The organism is Paraburkholderia sp. GAS448, from assembly GCF_050435685.1.
GTDB lineage: Bacteria > Pseudomonadota > Gammaproteobacteria > Burkholderiales > Burkholderiaceae > Paraburkholderia.
The window spans coordinates 96,902-112,593 of the sequence record NZ_JBNDKT010000010.1; the positions used below are offsets into that span (position 1 = coordinate 96,902).

At 63.6% G+C, this 15,692-nt stretch carries 13 protein-coding genes and 1 tRNA gene; 3 read left to right on the forward strand and 11 right to left on the reverse strand.

Features of this window, described 5'->3' with window-relative positions:
* Positions 1-207: 207 nt before the first annotated feature.
* Positions 208-1,602 carry a chloride channel protein gene (locus tag P3T23_RS19765; protein WP_429317829.1) on the forward strand — a complete coding sequence of 465 codons (1,395 nt, stop codon included), beginning with the start codon at positions 208-210 and terminating at the stop codon, positions 1,600-1,602.
* A 208-nt stretch (positions 1,603-1,810) separates the two neighbouring features.
* On the opposite strand, the gene P3T23_RS19770 is transcribed toward P3T23_RS19765, so the two are convergent.
* The 8 genes from P3T23_RS19770 to P3T23_RS19805 all read right to left on the reverse strand — a co-directional run bounded on the left by P3T23_RS19770 (position 1,811) and on the right by P3T23_RS19805 (position 9,922).
* The gene (locus P3T23_RS19770) at positions 1,811-2,122 is read right to left on the reverse strand and encodes a YXWGXW repeat-containing protein (protein WP_429317830.1); all 312 of its coding nucleotides are present in this window, start codon (positions 2,120-2,122) and stop codon (positions 1,811-1,813) included.
* Between the two features lie 327 nt (positions 2,123-2,449).
* Positions 2,450-2,704 carry a cell division topological specificity factor MinE gene (gene minE / locus P3T23_RS19775; protein WP_133662032.1) on the reverse strand — a complete coding sequence of 85 codons (255 nt, stop codon included), beginning with the start codon at positions 2,702-2,704 and terminating at the stop codon, positions 2,450-2,452.
* A 14-nt stretch (positions 2,705-2,718) separates the two neighbouring features.
* A complete protein-coding gene (gene minD / locus P3T23_RS19780; protein WP_429317831.1) occupies positions 2,719-3,534 on the reverse strand; it encodes a septum site-determining protein MinD in 816 nt (271 codons plus the stop codon).
* 107 nt (positions 3,535-3,641) lie between these two features.
* Complete coding sequence (minC, locus tag P3T23_RS19785) at positions 3,642-4,439, reverse strand: septum site-determining protein MinC (protein ID WP_429317832.1); 798 nt, start codon at positions 4,437-4,439, stop codon at positions 3,642-3,644.
* 161 nt (positions 4,440-4,600) lie between these two features.
* Positions 4,601-5,137, reverse strand: a complete 537-nt coding sequence (locus P3T23_RS19790; protein WP_429317833.1) for a GNAT family N-acetyltransferase — start codon at positions 5,135-5,137, stop codon at positions 4,601-4,603.
* Positions 5,138-5,316: 179 nt separating this feature from the next.
* Positions 5,317-6,102 carry a type I methionyl aminopeptidase gene (gene map / locus P3T23_RS19795; RefSeq protein ID WP_429317834.1) on the reverse strand — a complete coding sequence of 262 codons (786 nt, stop codon included), beginning with the start codon at positions 6,100-6,102 and terminating at the stop codon, positions 5,317-5,319.
* A gap of 286 nt (positions 6,103-6,388) precedes the next feature.
* Positions 6,389-7,492 (reverse strand): DUF2817 domain-containing protein, encoded by a 1,104-nt coding sequence (locus P3T23_RS19800; RefSeq protein WP_429317835.1) that lies wholly within the window; start codon positions 7,490-7,492, stop codon positions 6,389-6,391.
* Positions 7,493-7,579: 87 nt separating this feature from the next.
* Positions 7,580-9,922: an EAL domain-containing protein gene (locus P3T23_RS19805; RefSeq protein WP_429317836.1), complete on the reverse strand. Its 2,343-nt coding sequence runs from the start codon at positions 9,920-9,922 to the stop codon at positions 7,580-7,582.
* Positions 9,923-10,278: 356 nt separating this feature from the next.
* Between P3T23_RS19805 and P3T23_RS19810 the strand changes: the two genes are divergently transcribed.
* Positions 10,279-10,593, forward strand: coding sequence for a DUF4148 domain-containing protein (locus P3T23_RS19810; protein ID WP_429317837.1), 315 nt, complete (start codon positions 10,279-10,281; stop codon positions 10,591-10,593).
* Between the two features lie 515 nt (positions 10,594-11,108).
* Here the strand turns inward: P3T23_RS19810 and P3T23_RS19815 are convergent.
* The 3 genes from P3T23_RS19815 to P3T23_RS19825 form a co-directional block, all read right to left on the reverse strand.
* A tRNA-Ser gene (locus P3T23_RS19815) sits at positions 11,109-11,199 on the reverse strand.
* Between the two features lie 154 nt (positions 11,200-11,353).
* The gene (gene serS / locus P3T23_RS19820) at positions 11,354-12,652 is read right to left on the reverse strand and encodes a serine--tRNA ligase (protein WP_429317838.1); all 1,299 of its coding nucleotides are present in this window, start codon (positions 12,650-12,652) and stop codon (positions 11,354-11,356) included.
* Between the two features lie 98 nt (positions 12,653-12,750).
* A complete protein-coding gene (locus P3T23_RS19825) occupies positions 12,751-14,064 on the reverse strand; it encodes a replication-associated recombination protein A (RefSeq protein WP_429317839.1) in 1,314 nt (437 codons plus the stop codon).
* 256 nt (positions 14,065-14,320) lie between these two features.
* Here P3T23_RS19825 and cytX point away from each other — a divergent pair, with 256 nt between their 5' ends.
* Positions 14,321-15,637: a putative hydroxymethylpyrimidine transporter CytX gene (gene cytX / locus P3T23_RS19830; protein WP_429317840.1), complete on the forward strand. Its 1,317-nt coding sequence runs from the start codon at positions 14,321-14,323 to the stop codon at positions 15,635-15,637.
* Positions 15,638-15,692 lie beyond the last annotated feature (55 nt).

A 15,692-nucleotide genomic window follows, 5' to 3' on the forward strand; every position in this document is an offset into this window, starting at 1 on the left:
AAGCTTTGCGTGGAATCCTCTTCGCTCTCGCCACCCCGACGAGAGCGTTTTGAGGGGCGTACCGCGAAGGCACCTGTTCGACTGGGGTGCCGCGCGTCACGCCCCTTTCTTTTGCGCGGCATCGGCGCCTGTGCTGCGCGTAGAGGCGCCGGAGCGACCGGCAGGAACAGGCCGCTATAATCCAACCTTTGCTTCGACGGACACACCATGTCCCGGGCTCCCCTTCCCCTGACTTCGAACATTGCGCGACGCGCACGACGTCTTTGGCGCCAGTACGGCATCTTCTGGCTCGGCGCGATTGCTGTCGGTCTGGTTGCCGTGCTCTATGCCCGGCTCATCGACTGGGGCTACGACGCGTTCCGCACAATGCGACACCAGCACGTATGGCTGCCGCTCGTTCTGACGCCCGCCATCGGCGCCGCCTGCGCGTGGCTTACCCGAACATTCTTTCGCGGCTCCGAAGGCAGCGGCATCCCGCAGGTCATCGCCACGCTGCACACGAATACGAGCAATACCGGCTCGCGGCTACTCACATTCCGGATCCTCGCCGGCAAGATCGCGGTGTCGTTTCTCGCGATTCTTGGCGGCTTTACGATCGGTCGCGAAGGACCGACGGTGCAGGTCGGCGCGGCGCTCATGTTCAATCTGCGGCGGCTCTATCCACGTTCGACCGCGCTGATCGAGCGGCAACTGGTGCTCGCCGGCGCGGCGGCCGGTCTGTCCGCTGCATTCAACACGCCGCTCGCCGGCATCGTGTTCGCCATCGAGGAACTCACCCGCAGCTTCGAATCCCGCGCAAGCGGCGTGCTGATCACGGCGATCATCATCGCGGGCGTGATCGCGCTCGGGATCAACGGCAACTACACGTATTTCGGCACGATCGAGATCGGCGCGCATTTTCCCGATCTGCTCGCGGTGGCGGTGGTGATCACGGCCATCGTGACGGGCATCGCCGGCGGCATCTTCGGCTGGCTCATCCTCAATACCGCGCGCTGGATTCCCGCGCCGCTGCGACAGTTGCATGGCGAACGGCCGGTCGTATTCGCCGCGTTGTGCGGGCTGCTGATTGCCGTGGTCGGCCTGATTTCCGGCGGCACGACCTTTGGCAGCGGCTATGCGGAAGCACGCGGACTGCTCGAGGGCACCGAGCACCTGTCGATGTTCTATCCGCTTCTGAAGATGATCTCGATGGTCGGCTCGTACCTGCCGGGGATTCCGGGCGGCATCTTTGCGCCGTCGCTGTCGATCGGCGCGGGCTTCGGCAATGTGCTTCACATGGTATTCGGCAGCATGCAGTTGCAGATGCTGATCGCACTCGCGATGGTCGGCTATCTCGCCGCCGTCACGCAGTCGCCGATCACGTCGTTTGTCATCGTGATGGAGATGATCAACGGACACGCGCTCGTGATCTCGTTGATGGCGACGGCGCTGATCTCGAGCCGCGTCTCGCGCGTCTTCGCTCCGCCGCTGTATGAAGCGCTCGCCCAGCGTTATATGGCGCCGCTGCCGCAGCCAGCGCCCGCTACGGTCCCCGAAGTGCCCGAAGCACCGATCGGAGACGGGGCCGACGCTGCATCGGCCGATGCGGCCACACGTCAATAAATGACGACCGGCGCAGGACGGTAATACACAGGCCGCGCCGGCACCACGATGCAGCCGGCGAGCGTCAGCGCAAGAAGCGCCGCCGCAATCAGTCTCTTCTTCATTGCGTATTCCTCCGTGGAAGTCGGACGATGCGGCGCAAGCGGTCTCACCGGCCGCGCCGCACTGAACGCGAGGTCACGTACCTGAGCGTCGATCGGAACCGGCCTTAGGCCCAGTGCCCGCCCACCCAATGCCAGTCCGGACCGTGCGCGACCCAGTGACCGGGCAGCCAGTGATAGCCGACGCGCTCGGCCTGCCAGTGGCCCGCCATCCACTCGTAGCGGCCGTGGTCCCAGCGCCAGTGACCGTGGTCCCACACATAGCCCATGCGTGGCGCAGGCTCCGGCTCATAGCGCACAGGCGGCGGCGCCGTCGGTGCGATGACGACGACCTCAGCCGCCGAAGCAGACGCCACTGCACAGGCGCCGGCGGCGATCAGGGCGGCCTGCGCAAGCAGCGAACGAAGGGATGTTTTCATTGTTCACCTCTGGATAGAGACGCCGACGATGGCGGTATCCGTTCAATGCGCGAGGCGGACTTTGCGCTGACATCGCGCGTGTTACGGCATGGCCCGATGTGCAACGGATTATTTCCGCAGTCCTTCACGCCGCGGTCTTTCACGCAGAGAGGGACGCGACTCGAGGCGAAACATGGGGAAGTTGGCGAGACAACGAAAGGAAGACAGCGCGTAGACGGTGCAACAGACAGACCGACGACACGACACGACCAGCACTACGCGCCCCCGTACCGGCAGCGCGTAGCGTGCACAACAACCGGACAACGACTGCCCGGCAGCAGCCAGAAATCAGGCCTGCGGAATCTCGATCTTGACCTCCAGGACCTCGAGGTCGTCCTGACGTTCGAGACTGACACGGATATCCTCGTCCGAGATTTTCACGTACTTCGAAATCACGGCGACCAGTTCACGTTGCAACGCGGGCAGGTAATCGGCGGGGGCGTGACCGCCAGCGCGCTCATGCGCGATGATCAACTGCAGGCGTTCCTTCGCTACCGACGCGGATTTCTTCTTCTCGCCCAGCAAAAACGAAAGAATCGACATTACGTGCGCTCCCCTTACTTGGTGCCGAAGAGGCGCTGCAACAGGCCTGGCTTCTGGTAATCGGTGAAGCGAAGCGACTTCTGCTCGCCGAGGAAACGCGACACCACGTCCTTGTAGGCTTCAGCCACGTCGGTGCCATCCATATGGACTGCCGGCAGGCCCTGGTTCGACGCATGCAGCACCGCTTCCGATTCCGGAATGACGCCGATCAGGTCGATACGCAGGATTTCCTGGATGTCGGTGAGCGACAGCATTTCGCCTTCGTTGACGCGCTTCGGGCTGTAGCGGGTGATCAGCAGGTGTTCCTTGATAGGCTCCTTGCCTTCGATCGCGCGCTTCGTCTTCGACGACAGAATGCCGAGAATGCGATCCGAATCGCGCACCGACGACACTTCCGGGTTCGTTACGATCAGTGCTTCGTCGGCGAAGTGCATCGCCAGCAGCGCGCCCGATTCGATGCCCGCCGGCGAGTCGCAGACGATGTATGCGAAGTCCATCGCGATCAGATCGTTGATGATCTTCTCGACGCCTTCCATCGTCAGCGCATCCTTGTCGCGCGTTTGCGACGCCGGCAGGATGAACAGGTGCTCGCACTTCTTGTCCTTGATGAGCGCCTGGTTCAGGTTCGCTTCACCCTGGATCACGTTGATCAGGTCGTACACCACACGGCGTTCGCAGCCCATGATGAGGTCGAGGTTGCGCAGACCGACATCGAAGTCGATCACGGCCGTCTTGCTGCCACGCATTGCGAGGGCCGATGCAAAACTTGCGCTCGTGGTCGTCTTGCCCACGCCACCCTTGCCCGATGTCACCACAATGATTTTCGCCATTACCCTTACCTTGTGTCCGTCAAATTCGTTCAAATTCGTCAATCAAGTCCGCCAGCCGTTCACGTCGACAGCACGCGCGATCACTATGCAGCGCGCGCGTCGGATGTTCACGTGAGCCGCAACGGTTCGATCATCAGCTTTTCTTCATCGAGCCGGATCTGTACCGGCTTGCCGAGCACGTCATCCGGCAAGGGGTTCTCGGTCGTTCGATAGATACCGGCGATCGAGACCAGTTCCGGCTCGAGGCACGTACAGAAAATGCGCGCGTCGTGATTGCCATGCACGCCTGCCAGCGCGCGCCCGCGCAACGGCGCATAAATGTGGATGTTGCCTTCCGCGATCACCTCGGCGCCGTAACTCACGAGGCCGAGCACTACCAGATCGCCCTTCGCGTAGATCCGCTGGCCGGAGCGCAACGGCTTTTCGATCACCAGCGTCTGTGCCGACGTCGCGAGGCGCACCGGCTCGACGCTTTGCGTCGGCGTGGCGGGGTCGGTGGCTGCAGATTCGGCAGTCACGCCGGCTGCAACTGCAGCGGCAACGGCTTCGGCTGCTTCGTCGATGTCTACCTTCGTCGCGGCGCCGCGGCGGTCGCGCGCTTCGAGAAACGGCAGGCCGGATTCAACCGCCCACGCCTGCTGTGCGGCGTCCGCGACCACGCCAACCGGGCGCATGCGCACGCTGTCGAGCAGGCTGGCGATGTCGGCGAGCGGCACGCGCTCGTCAGCGGCGAGACGGCGCACGTCGATCGCGACGACATCGTTGGCGAAAAATTCGGGGGTCGCCTCGAAGCGGCGGGTCAGTTCGGTACGGATCGCGTCGAGGTCGGTGGTCTTGACCACGAACAGAAGCGTGTCGACAGTGCCACTGCGGAGTTCGAAAAATGGCGATTTCTTGGGCGACATAGCATTCGACAAAAAATTTTGCGTATTTTACAGGCGTCCGCGAGCGTAGCCAGGTTTTTTGGCAATAAAGGACGGGCATTCAAGGAAAATCACGCGCGGCGAACACCGCAGCGGCGGGGATGAGACAAAACCGGCGGCGCCCGGCAGCACCGCCTGGCCGGTCACGACGCGAACGACTCCGCAGGCGGAGGCACATGGCGCACGAGCAGCGTCTCCCACTGATCGGTTGAGCGTGCCGTACGGGTGGTGTGCTCCCCGGTCGGACCAAAGCCGAGGCGCTCGTAGAAACGCATCGCCGTGCGGTTGGCATCCGCCACCCATGCGTAGATTTCCAGTGCACCCTCGCTCGCCAGCCACTCGCTCGCGGTGTTCACGAGCAGTTCGCCGCCACGCAGATGCCGCACTGCCGGCGCAACCCACAACTCACTGACGAACGCGCGCCGCACTGCCGTGTCTTCGAAGCATGCGCCGATGAGGCCGGCGGGATGCCCCTCGGTGTAGAGAATGAACGACGTGGCCGTCATCGAAACCGCGTGGTCGGCGGCGGTAGCATCAAACGTGGAGGCATCGGCGGACAGCGCGTCTTCGAGCGTTTCGCCAAAGGCATAGGGCGCTTCGCGCAGCGACGCTGTACGAAGTTCGCGAAAAACGGCGCCCTGGTCGGCAGCAATACGGCGAACGGTCAGTGACGGACTCATGCAGACGAAATCCCTTGAAGCGCTAACGCGTAGCTTTAACCGAACCGGCGCGCGAGTCAAATCCTTATTTTCAGAACGCGTGCGGCCACACGCGCGGACCAGGGGTTGCCCAGCGCGCCCCGATGGACCCGCAGGGCCTCAACGTGGCACATGGAGCGCCCCACGTGGCCTCATGGGAATTAGGGAGCCTCATAGGCGCCGGTGCCGTCGGGCCATGGTGTCAGCAGCTCAAAGCCGTCGTCCGTGACGGCGATCATATGTTCCCATTGCGCCGACAGCGACCGGTCCTTCGTCACGACGGTCCAGCCGTCGCGCAGCACGGTGGTGCCCGCCCGGCCCGAGTTGACCATCGGCTCGATCGTGAAGACCATGCCGGGCCTGAGGCGCATGCCCTGCCCGGGCTGGCCGTAGTGCAGCACCTGCGGTTCCTCGTGATAGACCTTGCCGATGCCGTGACCGCAGTAGTCGCGTACGATCGAGAAGCCCTTGCGCTGCGCCGTCTGCTGGATCGCGTAGCCGATATCGCCGAGCGTCGCGCCCGGTTTCACCTGACGGATACCGGCAAGCATCGCCTCATAGGTCGTGTCGATCAGCTCACGGGCAACCGTGCTCGGCTCGCCGACGCAGTACATACGGCTCGTGTCGCCGAAATAGCCGTCCTTGATCACGGCGACGTCGATGTTGATGATATCGCCGTCTTTCAGCACTTCGGCGCGGTCGGGAATGCCGTGGCACACCACCGAGTTCACCGACGTGCAGACCGTCTTCGGAAAGCCCATATAGCCCACGTTGGCAGGAATCGCCTTCAACGTATTGACGATGAAGTCGTTGCACAGTCCGTCGAGATAATCGGTCGAGACGCCGGCCTTCACGTGTTCACCGATCATCGCGAGGACGTCGGCCGCGAGACGGCCTGAAATGCGCAACCGGGCGATGTCGTCAGGAGTCTTGTAAGTGATGGCCATGAGATCGTATTCGTTTGGTGCAGGGCGGCAGGCGTGCCACGGACATGCAATAACCGCACGCATCGCCGCGTGAGTTCGCATGGGCCGCAACGCCCGCAAAACCGGGCCGGAAGACGCAGCCGCCGGGGTTGTCGATCGACCAATTGTACAGATGATGTCAACGCCGCATGAACGACGCGCTCGCCGGGCCGGTTCACGGCACGGCGCGGCGTTTGCGGAGCGGCCCGCGCCCCGATGCCGTGGATGGACTGCAGGGCGAAGCGATCCGTACCGCCCTTGCCGTTCGTTACAGTCGCGCGAGCGCGTCCAGCGCACGCTGCCACACCTGCCGGGTGCGCAGCGCGGTCAGTTCGCGCCAGTCGGCATCGGCAGGGAAGTATTGCTCGAGCATCGCTTCCTTGATCCTGCGCCCCGTCGCGTCGAGCGGATCGCCGTGCAGATGCAGCCAGTGATCGTCGCGCAGAATCGAATGGCCGACGCTCCCGTCATACGTTCCGCATTCGATGACGAAAGGCATCAGTTGCACGTCACCCAGTTGATCGAGCAAGGCCTGCGATGTGTAGCCGGTTGCGGTTGCCGTGACGCCGGTGTCGGACGTCGCATCGGCCGAAGTGATGATCGTATGCAGCCACGGGCCGTAGATCGACTGTGCCGTATCATGCGCAGCATATTTGCGCTGGGCGATCGTCATCAGCATCGGATGGCCGAATGCGCCGGCGCCGGTGTGAAGATCGAAGCTCATCGCGGTGCGTGCACCCGCCACGTGCTCGTTCAGGATCGCGCGCACGGTGCGGTTGGTCCACGTCGCCTCCTTGCCGCCGAAGAACAGCCCATCGCCGTGCAGGTATTGCCCGGCTTCAACGATGTTCATCGTCGCCGTCTGCCCGAGGTTGCGAATGTGCGTGGCGAGGATGTCGTCGGCCTGGCGACGGCCCGGGCCGTCGAGGTCCTTGCACAGGTAGATTTCGTGCAATGTCTCGTACGCGGAATTGACCGGCCGCGGGTGGCTGAAGTCCACGTAGTTGCGATTCACGTCGACGTTGTCTTCATTCACGCGACGCATCCATGCCGTGCCCCACGGATTGACGAGGTGCACCAGCACCACCGATACGTCGTTCGGCACTCCGCGATGGCGCAGATCGTGCAGCAGTTCGATCTGGCATTCGGACCCGTAATAGCCCTCGATGCCGTGCGTGCCTGAAATCGCGACGAACCGCCTCTCCGCATTGCGATCGCCGAGCAACGCGACGTCGGTGGCGAGCGTTTCGCCGCGCGGGCCGCGCAGCGGATGAAGGTACTCGACGCGTTCGGCGCCAGCGTCGTCCGCGGCCTGCGCGAAGCGCTGGCGCTGGTCTTCATAGCTGGGGGTGTCGATGAAAGCGGAGGCCATGGTCTGATCCGTGAAGCGTGAGCGAAAGCGTGATGATGCCGTCTCGCGCGCGTCAATGCCACAGGGTAAGCCCGCGCAGGTCCCTCGTCACCACTGTTCGCTCGCCGGCCAGGGCAAGCGCTGCAACGACCAGTCCAGCTCCACGCCGATGACGCAGCGTCGTCCCTCCGTCTGCAATGCGATCGTCACCGCGATGCAAGGCCGGCCACTCGCCAGCGACAGATATGGGCTACTCGTGACAGGCACACCGGGCCGCAGCACGGCGTTGCGGAAATATGGCCGATGATCCCAACGCGCGTCACGCGGATTGGCGACCGGATGCAGCGAACCGCCTTGAACCCCCGCCGCCATTCCAGGCACTTCGAGACCGACCTGCCGGCCGCCTTCGTCGAGAATGAAACAGCTGATGCAAAGCTCGCGCTGCGCAAGATCGGCGAAGGCGTCCTCCTTCGGGACGCCCTTCAGCAACGCGGTTGCAGCGATATCGAGGGCGAGCCGGTACGGCTCTACTTCCGACTCGAACAACGCGTGCTGAGACGTCCGCCCTTCTGCGATCACGTCGAACGCGTGATCGATGCGGAGGTGCACTGCGTCAGGCGGCGTAATCGACGGCGCAGGCCGGCCAAGCAGGTAGCCCTGTGCAAAGTCGACATTCGATTCGACCGCGAGAATCAGCTCCTCCGTCGTCTCGACGCCTTCCACAACCACCAGCATCCCCGCCTGATGAAGCAGCGCCACCAGCCTGGGCAGGATCGGCTGTTGCGCGCCCGGGCTCGTGGCACGGATGAGTTCGCCGTCGAGCTTCACGAGATCGGGCCTGATCCGGAACAGACGATCGAGGTTCGAATGGCCCGCGCCAAAATCGTCGACTGCGATCAGGAAACCGTGATCGCGATACTGGCTGGCCGCGCGCGACAGGTCGTCCACGCTGCCGCCGTGCGACTCGAGCAGTTCGAGAACGACCCGCTCCGGCTTAAGACCCGCCGAGCGGGCAATGGCGGCGAGTTCGTCCGGATAGCCCTCTGCGACGAAGGTCGCGGGCAGGATGTTGAGAAACACCCAGGCGTCGTCGGAAATCAGCCGCCTCGCGTTGCCGAGATGCAGCACGTGACTCGCCCGGTCGAGGTCGCCTTCGTCGGTGAATGGCTTTGGCGCGAACAGGACCACGGGCGGCACGAGCGTTCCGTCGTCACGCTCGCCACGCAGCAGCGCCTCGAATCCAACCTGCTTCTGATGCGACAGACTGTAGAGAGGCTGGAAATGCGAGGTCAGGTAGTGGTCTTCCCAACGCTGGCGTATCGGCCCGGACGCTCCGGCCAGGTCGTGCCCTTCGTTCCACGTCAACCGCACGGAGTCGGCGAGCATCGCGCGTTCCGCACACACGCGATTCCTGCCGGAATGCTTGGCCCGCAGCAACGCTTCGTCCGCGCGGTCGAGCAGCGCCATGACGCTTTCGCCGGCCCGATATTCAGCCACGCCGAAGCTTGCGCTCAGAAAGCCATCGGGCCGCGCCACGCCCGCAATCGCCGTGCGCAGGGTCTCGGCATAATCCACCGCCGCCCGCAGACCTTCAGGCCGCAACAAGGCGAACTCTTCGCCGCCGATCCGGCTGACGCAGTCCGCCGTCGTGACCCAGTCCCGCAATACCTGGGCGACATCGACGAGCGTCTGATCGCCGGCCGCGTGCCCGAACTGATCGTTCAGCGACTTGAAGTAGTCGATGTCGATAAAGATTGCGCTCACCTTCGCGTCTTCGCCGAGCGACGACAACTGCTGCTTTGCCGCCTCCATGAAAGCACGGCGGTTTTGCAGACCGGTCAGCGGGTCGGTCGCGGCAAGTCGCGCCAGCCGGTCTTCCAGCAGGAAATGATTGCGCCTGAACCAGTAAAAACCGAGGTGAAACACCGCAGCGGTCGGCAGGCCGATCACCACCCACATCCAGCACACGACGCCGACTTCGCCCTGTGGTTGCGGCGAGTCGAGCAGCAAAGGCAGGCCGGTCGCGTAAAAAAGCAAGGTGCCGGCGAGGAAGTGCACCGGCGTCAACCACAGAGGCGCCGCGCAGATCGGGATGACCACCATCGCCGGCAGCGCCCACAACAGCGGTTGCTCGAGGCCGACGATGTTCAGCGCGATACCGGCCTGCATCACGAGCGCGTACGCGATGCCGATCCCGCCGAATACCCAGGTCGATTTCGATCCCGGAATCGCGACGACGAGCAACGCGAGGCAGAGCGCGCAGGCGAGCCGGTACTGAATAGGGACGGCCGGGCCCGCCTCGAGGCTGCGCGCCACGACGAACGCCAGATAGGCGACGACGGTGAACGCCATCGTGACCGTCGAAAGTGGTCGCTGGTGCTCGAGAGAGCGGCGGTGAAACCGGCTACGGAAGCCGGCGTCCGACATCTGCTGCATTGAGGAAGAAAGCATATTGGTCGATGGAAATCAGGCCGGCTCCGGTCACTTTGCCCTTGTATAACGGCAAAATCGGGGCATGGTTAATACCTCATACGAAATTGATGCCGGACCCTGTGTGGAGAGGTTGCGGGGCGTGGAGCGGGGGTGGGCGGACGGGAATGACGCAGGCGGGACGCGAGAGCCGGAACAGGATTTCACGCGTGATACGGCTCGCGCGTTCGTGCGGCTCACTCAGGGTTTACCCAAATCCAGCAAAGATCCCTTCCAGACAAGGGCCTTAATTTTAAGCGATTACTTACCTAGACTACGAGCACTGATTACGGACAGGGCTGTTCGTAGCAGGACAAGAAATCTGGAGGTAGTCAATCATGAAGTCCCTGATTCAAGCCGCTGTTGTTGCCGCTGTACTCGCTGCACCGATCGCCTCGTTCGCTCAATCGAATGCACCGCTGACCCGTGCGCAGGTGCGCGCCGAGCTGGTCCAGCTCGAGAAGGCGGGTTACAACCAGGCAAGCCGCAACGATGCCACCTACCCGGCTGAGATCCAGGCCGCCGAAGCACGCGTAGCAGCAGAGAACGGCGCGGCAAACAGCTATGGGGGCGTCGCGAGCGGTTCGTCGAACTCGGGTGGCCGCGCAGCTGTTTCGTCAACCGACTGGAACGCGATGTACAGCCATCCCTGATCGGTTGATTGATGCGCATCGCTAAGGCAGGACGTAGAGCGTACTTAAGCCGGGCATCGTAGTCCGGGCGCATGGTTGCAGCATCGCTCCGCGCCCCCGATCAAAGAAGACGTGGCCCGCTATCGCGGTAACTCCGATAGCGGGCCAGGCCTTCGTGTATCGATACCTCCTCCAACGGATCATCCAATCCTGTTGGATTTGTCCAGCTTCCCGGTCTGGGCTTTTTTTCGTCTGCGGGACGCGATGCCTGCCTGGCCTTCGAGGCTATCGCAGCGCACGGCGCGCGCCCCCGATTCCGAATCGCGTCAGGCTGTGTCCGACATGCTCGGATTCTCAAGAAGTACTAACCAGATGGATCGCCTTGCGCGCCTCCCCAACATGCCGACGGGCAAGTCCCTGTGCGCCACGAGGCAGCATCATGAACAATGAATCGGCTCCGCTTACCGGTGCGATGGTCAAGCCGGAAAGCGAAAAGCCCCGCAGACTTTTGGATCTGCGGGGCTTCTCTAATGTTCTGGCGGAAAGGGTGGGATTCGAACCCACGGTACAGCATAACTGTACACCGGATTTCGAGTCCGGCGCATTCGACCACTCTGCCACCTTTCCGGCATTGTTGACGGCCTGTTAATACGCCACCGTCTCTGCACCAAGCGGGTCGCTGCTTGGCGAAGCGAAGATTATAGAACAGTTGAAACCGCTTTCCAAGTCCCTTTTAGCAAAAAGCAGAAAGACGCCTGCTCGCGGTTTCGTTCACACAACCTCAGCTTGCAGCCGGCACTTCCAGCCGCTCGATCCCACCGAGGTACGGACGCAGCGCCGAAGGCACCGTCACCGAGCCATCCGCGTTCTGGAAGTTTTCGAGTACCGCAACCAGCGTGCGGCCGACTGCCAGGCCCGAGCCATTCAACGTATGCACGAGTTCCGGCTTGCCTTGGGCATTGCGATAGCGCGCGTGCATCCGGCGTGCCTGGAACGCTTCGGTGTTCGAGCAGCTCGAGATCTCGCGATACGTGTTCTGTGCCGGCAGCCACACTTCGAGATCGTAGGTCTTCGTCGCGGAGAAGCCCATGTCGCCGGTACACAGTGTGATCACGCGATACGGCAGTTCAAGCTTCTGCAGAATCGCCTCGGCATGCCCGACCATCTGCTCGAGCGCGTCGTACGACGTTTCGGGCGCGACGATCTGCACCATCTCGACCTTGTCGAACTGATGCTGGCGAATCATGCCGCGCGTATCGCGGCCGTACGAGCCGGCCTCCGAGCGAAAACACGGTGAGTGTGCAGTCAGCCTGATCGGCAGCGCGCTGGTTTCGACGATGCTGTCGCGCACGGTGTTCGTCAGTGAAATTTCGGACGTCGAGATCAGGTACTGCGTGACCGTGTTCTCACCACCACCCTTCTCGACGCGGAACATGTCGTCGGCGAATTTGGGCAACTGGCCCGTGCCGTACAGGATTTCCGGATTGACGATGTAAGGCGTGTAGATCTCGGTATAGCCGTGTTGCAGCGTGTGTGTGTCGATCATGAACTGCGCGAGCGCACGGTGCAGCCGCGCAATCTGTCCACGCAACATCGTGAACCGTGCGCCCGACAGTTTTGCCCCGGTTTCGAAATCGAGACCAAGCGGCGTGCCCACATCGACGTGGTCTTTCACCTCGAAATCGAACTGGCGCGGCGTGCCCCAACGGCGTACTTCGACGTTATCGGCTTCGTCGTTGCCAGCGGGCACGCTTTCGTGCGGCAGGTTCGGCACGCCGAGCAGCAGATCCGACAGACCCTTCTGGATCTCTTCAAGCTGCGCCGCCGACGCCTTCATCTCGTCGCCGAGCCCGCCCACTTCGGCCATCACCGCCGACGTGTCCTCGCCTCGCCCCTTCATCGCCCCGATCTGCTTCGACAGGCTGTTGCGGCGCGCCTGCAGCTCTTCAGTACGGGTCTGGATGGAACGGCGTTCTGCCTCGAGCGCGGAGAACGCCGCTACGTCGAGGGTGTAGCCGCGGTCGGCGAGGCGTTTGGCGACGCCGTCGAGGTCTTTGCGCAGCAGCTGGATGTCGAGCATGGGATGGGGCGGGTGTTCGTTGTATGAGGATGCGATTTTAGCGCACCGGCAGGTGGATCAACTCGCGCGCGGCGGCGATGCGGGCGTCGTGTGCATGCTCAGCTCTTCTTCGACCTGTTTTCGCTGCGCCACTGCGCATCGAGTTCGGCGAGACGCGTGAGCTTGTCGGCGATCTTGCCTTCAAGCCCGCGCGGGGTCGGCTCGTACCAATGCGGCTCGCGCATGCCGTCGGGCAAATAGGTCTCGCCTGCCGCGTACGCGTCGGGTTCGTCGTGCGCATAGCGGTACTCGTGGCCATAGCCGAGTTCCTTCATCAGCTTCGTCGGCGCATTGCGCAGATGCACCGGCACCGGGCGCGACTGGTCCTTGCCGACGAAGCGCCGCGCCTCGTTGTAGGCCATGTAGCCGGCGTTCGACTTCGGCGCCACCGCCAGATAGATGATCGCCTGGGCAAGCGCCAGTTCGCCCTCCGGCGTGCCGAGCCGTTCGTAGGTTTCGGCGGCATCGAGCGCGATTCGCGCCGCGCGCGGGTCGGCCAGACCGATGTCCTCCCACGCCATGCGCACGATGCGCCGCGCCAGATAACGCGGGTCCGCGCCGCCGTCGAGCATGCGGCAGAACCAGTACAACGCGCCGTCCGGGTTGCTGCCGCGCACCGACTTGTGCAGCGCGCTGATCTGGTCGTAGAACGCGTCGCCGCCCTTGTCGAAGCGGCGCAGGTTTTCTGCGAGCGCGCTGCCGAGCAGCGCGCCGTCGATTTCCGTGGTTTTTTGCTGGGCAGCCGCGCGCGCGACGATCTCGAGGTTGTTCAGCAGCTTGCGGCCGTCGCCGTCGGCTGAGCCGATCAGCGCGTCGCGGGCTTCGTCACTGAACGTGAGGCCGCCGAGCTCCTTTTGCGCGCGGTCGAGCAGTTCGCACTGCTCGTCGTTGTCGAGACTCTTCAGCACGTATACTGCGGCCCGCGACAGCAGCGCGCTATTGACCTCGAACGACGGATTTTCCGTCGTCGCGCCAACGAACACGAACAGCCCCGACTCGACGTGCGGCAGGAAAGCGTCCTGCTGGCTCTTGTTGAAGCGGTGCACTTCATCGACGAACACGAGCGTCTGGCGCCCGCGTGCGCGATGCATCTGCGCGGTCTCGACCGCCTCGCGAATGTCCTTGACGCCCGAGAGCACCGCCGACAGCGCGATGAATTCCGCGTGAAACGCATCGGCCATCAACCGCGCGAGCGTGGTCTTGCCGACGCCGGGTGGCCCCCAGAGGATCATCGAATGGGCTTCGCCAGATTCGAATGCGACGCGCAACGGCTTGTTCGGCCCGAGCAGATGTTTCTGGCCGATCACTTCGTCGATGGTGCGGGGCCGCAGGCGTTCTGCGAGCGGCACGTTGGCACGGGTTTCTTCAAACATGGCGTTTTGGGGATAATCTCGGCTTTTCGGTGCAGCAAGGCGCATGCATGGACATTGAGCGAAAGGCAGTGCGAGGCCGGCATGTGCTGCGGCACGGTCCTGCATTATGACAGCCGCGCGCGAGCGCGAGACGGAACGACGTGAAGTTAGCCATCCGGCCTGGGGCGCAGTTGCCCGCGCGCGAGGCACAATGCAGTCAGTCCTGTACCGACCGATTAACCAGATAACGATCAGCAACGCTCAGGAACATCCTTCGATGGCAAACGATCCGCTCACCGGCGAAGCCGGTCCCACTTACGCACCGCTTACGCCGGTGCCCGACTCGCGCCGCGCGTTCCGTACCGGCGACGCCTTCGCGTTGTGGTTCTCGCTCGGTATCGGCCTGCTGGTCGCGCAGGCCGGCGCGCTGCTCGTGCCTGGCCTGTCGCTGCCGCAAGCCATCGCGGCGATCGTCATCGGCACGGCGATCGGCGTCGTGCTGCTCGCGCTCGCGGGCGTGATCGGCACGGATACGGGGCTCGCCGCCATGTCGTCGCTGCGTCCTACCCTCGGAGTACGCGGCGCCTCAGTGCCGGCTGTGCTGAACGCGGTGCAGCTGGTCGGCTGGGGCTCATTCGAAGTCATCGTGATGCGCGATTCCGCCGACGCATTGGCCAAACAGTCGTTCGGCCTCTCGATGCCCCTTGTGTGGACAGTGATCTTCGGCCTGCTGGCAACGCTGCTCGCGATCAGCGGCCCGCTTTCTTTCGTGCGGCGCTTCCTGCGCACATGGGGCATCTGGTTGCTGCTCGCCGGCGCCGCGTGGCTGTCGTGGAACCTGCTCGCCAGGCACGACCTCGGCGCGCTGATGCGGCGTCCGGGCACGGGCGAGATGTCTTTCGGCGGCGCAATCGACCTGGTGGTGGCAATGCCGCTGTCGTGGTTGCCTCTGATCGCCGACTACACGCGTTTCGGTCGCCGCCCAGGCGAGACGTTCCGCGGCACGCTGCTTGGCTACGGCATTGCAAACATCTGGTTCTACGGGCTTGGGGCCATCTACGGCCTTGCAGCCGGTGGCGGCGATGCGCTGCTGACCACGGCGCTCGCGCAGGCGGGCGGCGGACTCGCACTGCTGCTGGTTCTGATCGATGAAATCGACAACGCATTCGCCGATATTCACTCGGCCGCCGTGTCGACAGGCACGTTCTGGACGCGCGGAAGTGTGCCGGTCCTGTCGCTCGCGTTCGGCGCGTTGTGTACGCTCATCGCGCTGGCCGTGCCGATGGCGAAGTACCAGAACTTCCTGCTGCTGATCGGCTCGATATTCGCGCCGCTCTTTGGCGTCGTGCTCGTCGACCACTTCATTGTCCGCAAGCGCCGCATCGAAGCCGCCGTGCTCGGTGATCCCGGCGGCCGCTATGGCTTCACGGGCGGCTGGCACGTGAGCGCGTTCATCGCGTGGGCGATCGGTATCGCGGCGTACCAGGTGATCAACCAATGGCTACCGAATCTCGGTGCCACACTGCCCGCACTCGCGATTGGCGCGCTGTGCTATCTCGCGTTCATATCGGCGCGGCGCGAAGCCTACGCGTAAATGAGAAAGGCCCGCGCAATGCGGGCCTTTCCGGTGTCGTGACGAACGCGAACGC

Bases quoted from the DNA above. Each gene is read 5' to 3' on its own strand.
- P3T23_RS19765 (WP_429317829.1), top strand. From the start codon at position 208: ATGTCCCGGGCTCCCCTTCCCCTGACTTCGAACATTGCGCGACGCGCA.
- P3T23_RS19770 (WP_429317830.1), bottom strand. From the start codon at position 2,122: ATGAAAACATCCCTTCGTTCGCTGCTTGCGCAGGCCGCCCTGATCGCC.
- minE (WP_133662032.1), bottom strand. From the start codon at position 2,704: ATGTCGATTCTTTCGTTTTTGCTGGGCGAGAAGAAGAAATCCGCGTCG.
- minD (WP_429317831.1), bottom strand. From the start codon at position 3,534: ATGGCGAAAATCATTGTGGTGACATCGGGCAAGGGTGGCGTGGGCAAG.
- minC (WP_429317832.1), bottom strand. From the start codon at position 4,439: ATGTCGCCCAAGAAATCGCCATTTTTCGAACTCCGCAGTGGCACTGTC.
- P3T23_RS19790 (WP_429317833.1), bottom strand. From the start codon at position 5,137: ATGAGTCCGTCACTGACCGTTCGCCGTATTGCTGCCGACCAGGGCGCC.
- map (WP_429317834.1), bottom strand. From the start codon at position 6,102: ATGGCCATCACTTACAAGACTCCTGACGACATCGCCCGGTTGCGCATT.
- P3T23_RS19800 (WP_429317835.1), bottom strand. From the start codon at position 7,492: ATGGCCTCCGCTTTCATCGACACCCCCAGCTATGAAGACCAGCGCCAG.
- P3T23_RS19805 (WP_429317836.1), bottom strand. From the start codon at position 9,922: ATGCTTTCTTCCTCAATGCAGCAGATGTCGGACGCCGGCTTCCGTAGC.
- P3T23_RS19810 (WP_429317837.1), top strand. From the start codon at position 10,279: ATGAAGTCCCTGATTCAAGCCGCTGTTGTTGCCGCTGTACTCGCTGCA.
- serS (WP_429317838.1), bottom strand. From the start codon at position 12,652: ATGCTCGACATCCAGCTGCTGCGCAAAGACCTCGACGGCGTCGCCAAA.
- P3T23_RS19825 (WP_429317839.1), bottom strand. From the start codon at position 14,064: ATGTTTGAAGAAACCCGTGCCAACGTGCCGCTCGCAGAACGCCTGCGG.
- cytX (WP_429317840.1), top strand. From the start codon at position 14,321: ATGGCAAACGATCCGCTCACCGGCGAAGCCGGTCCCACTTACGCACCG.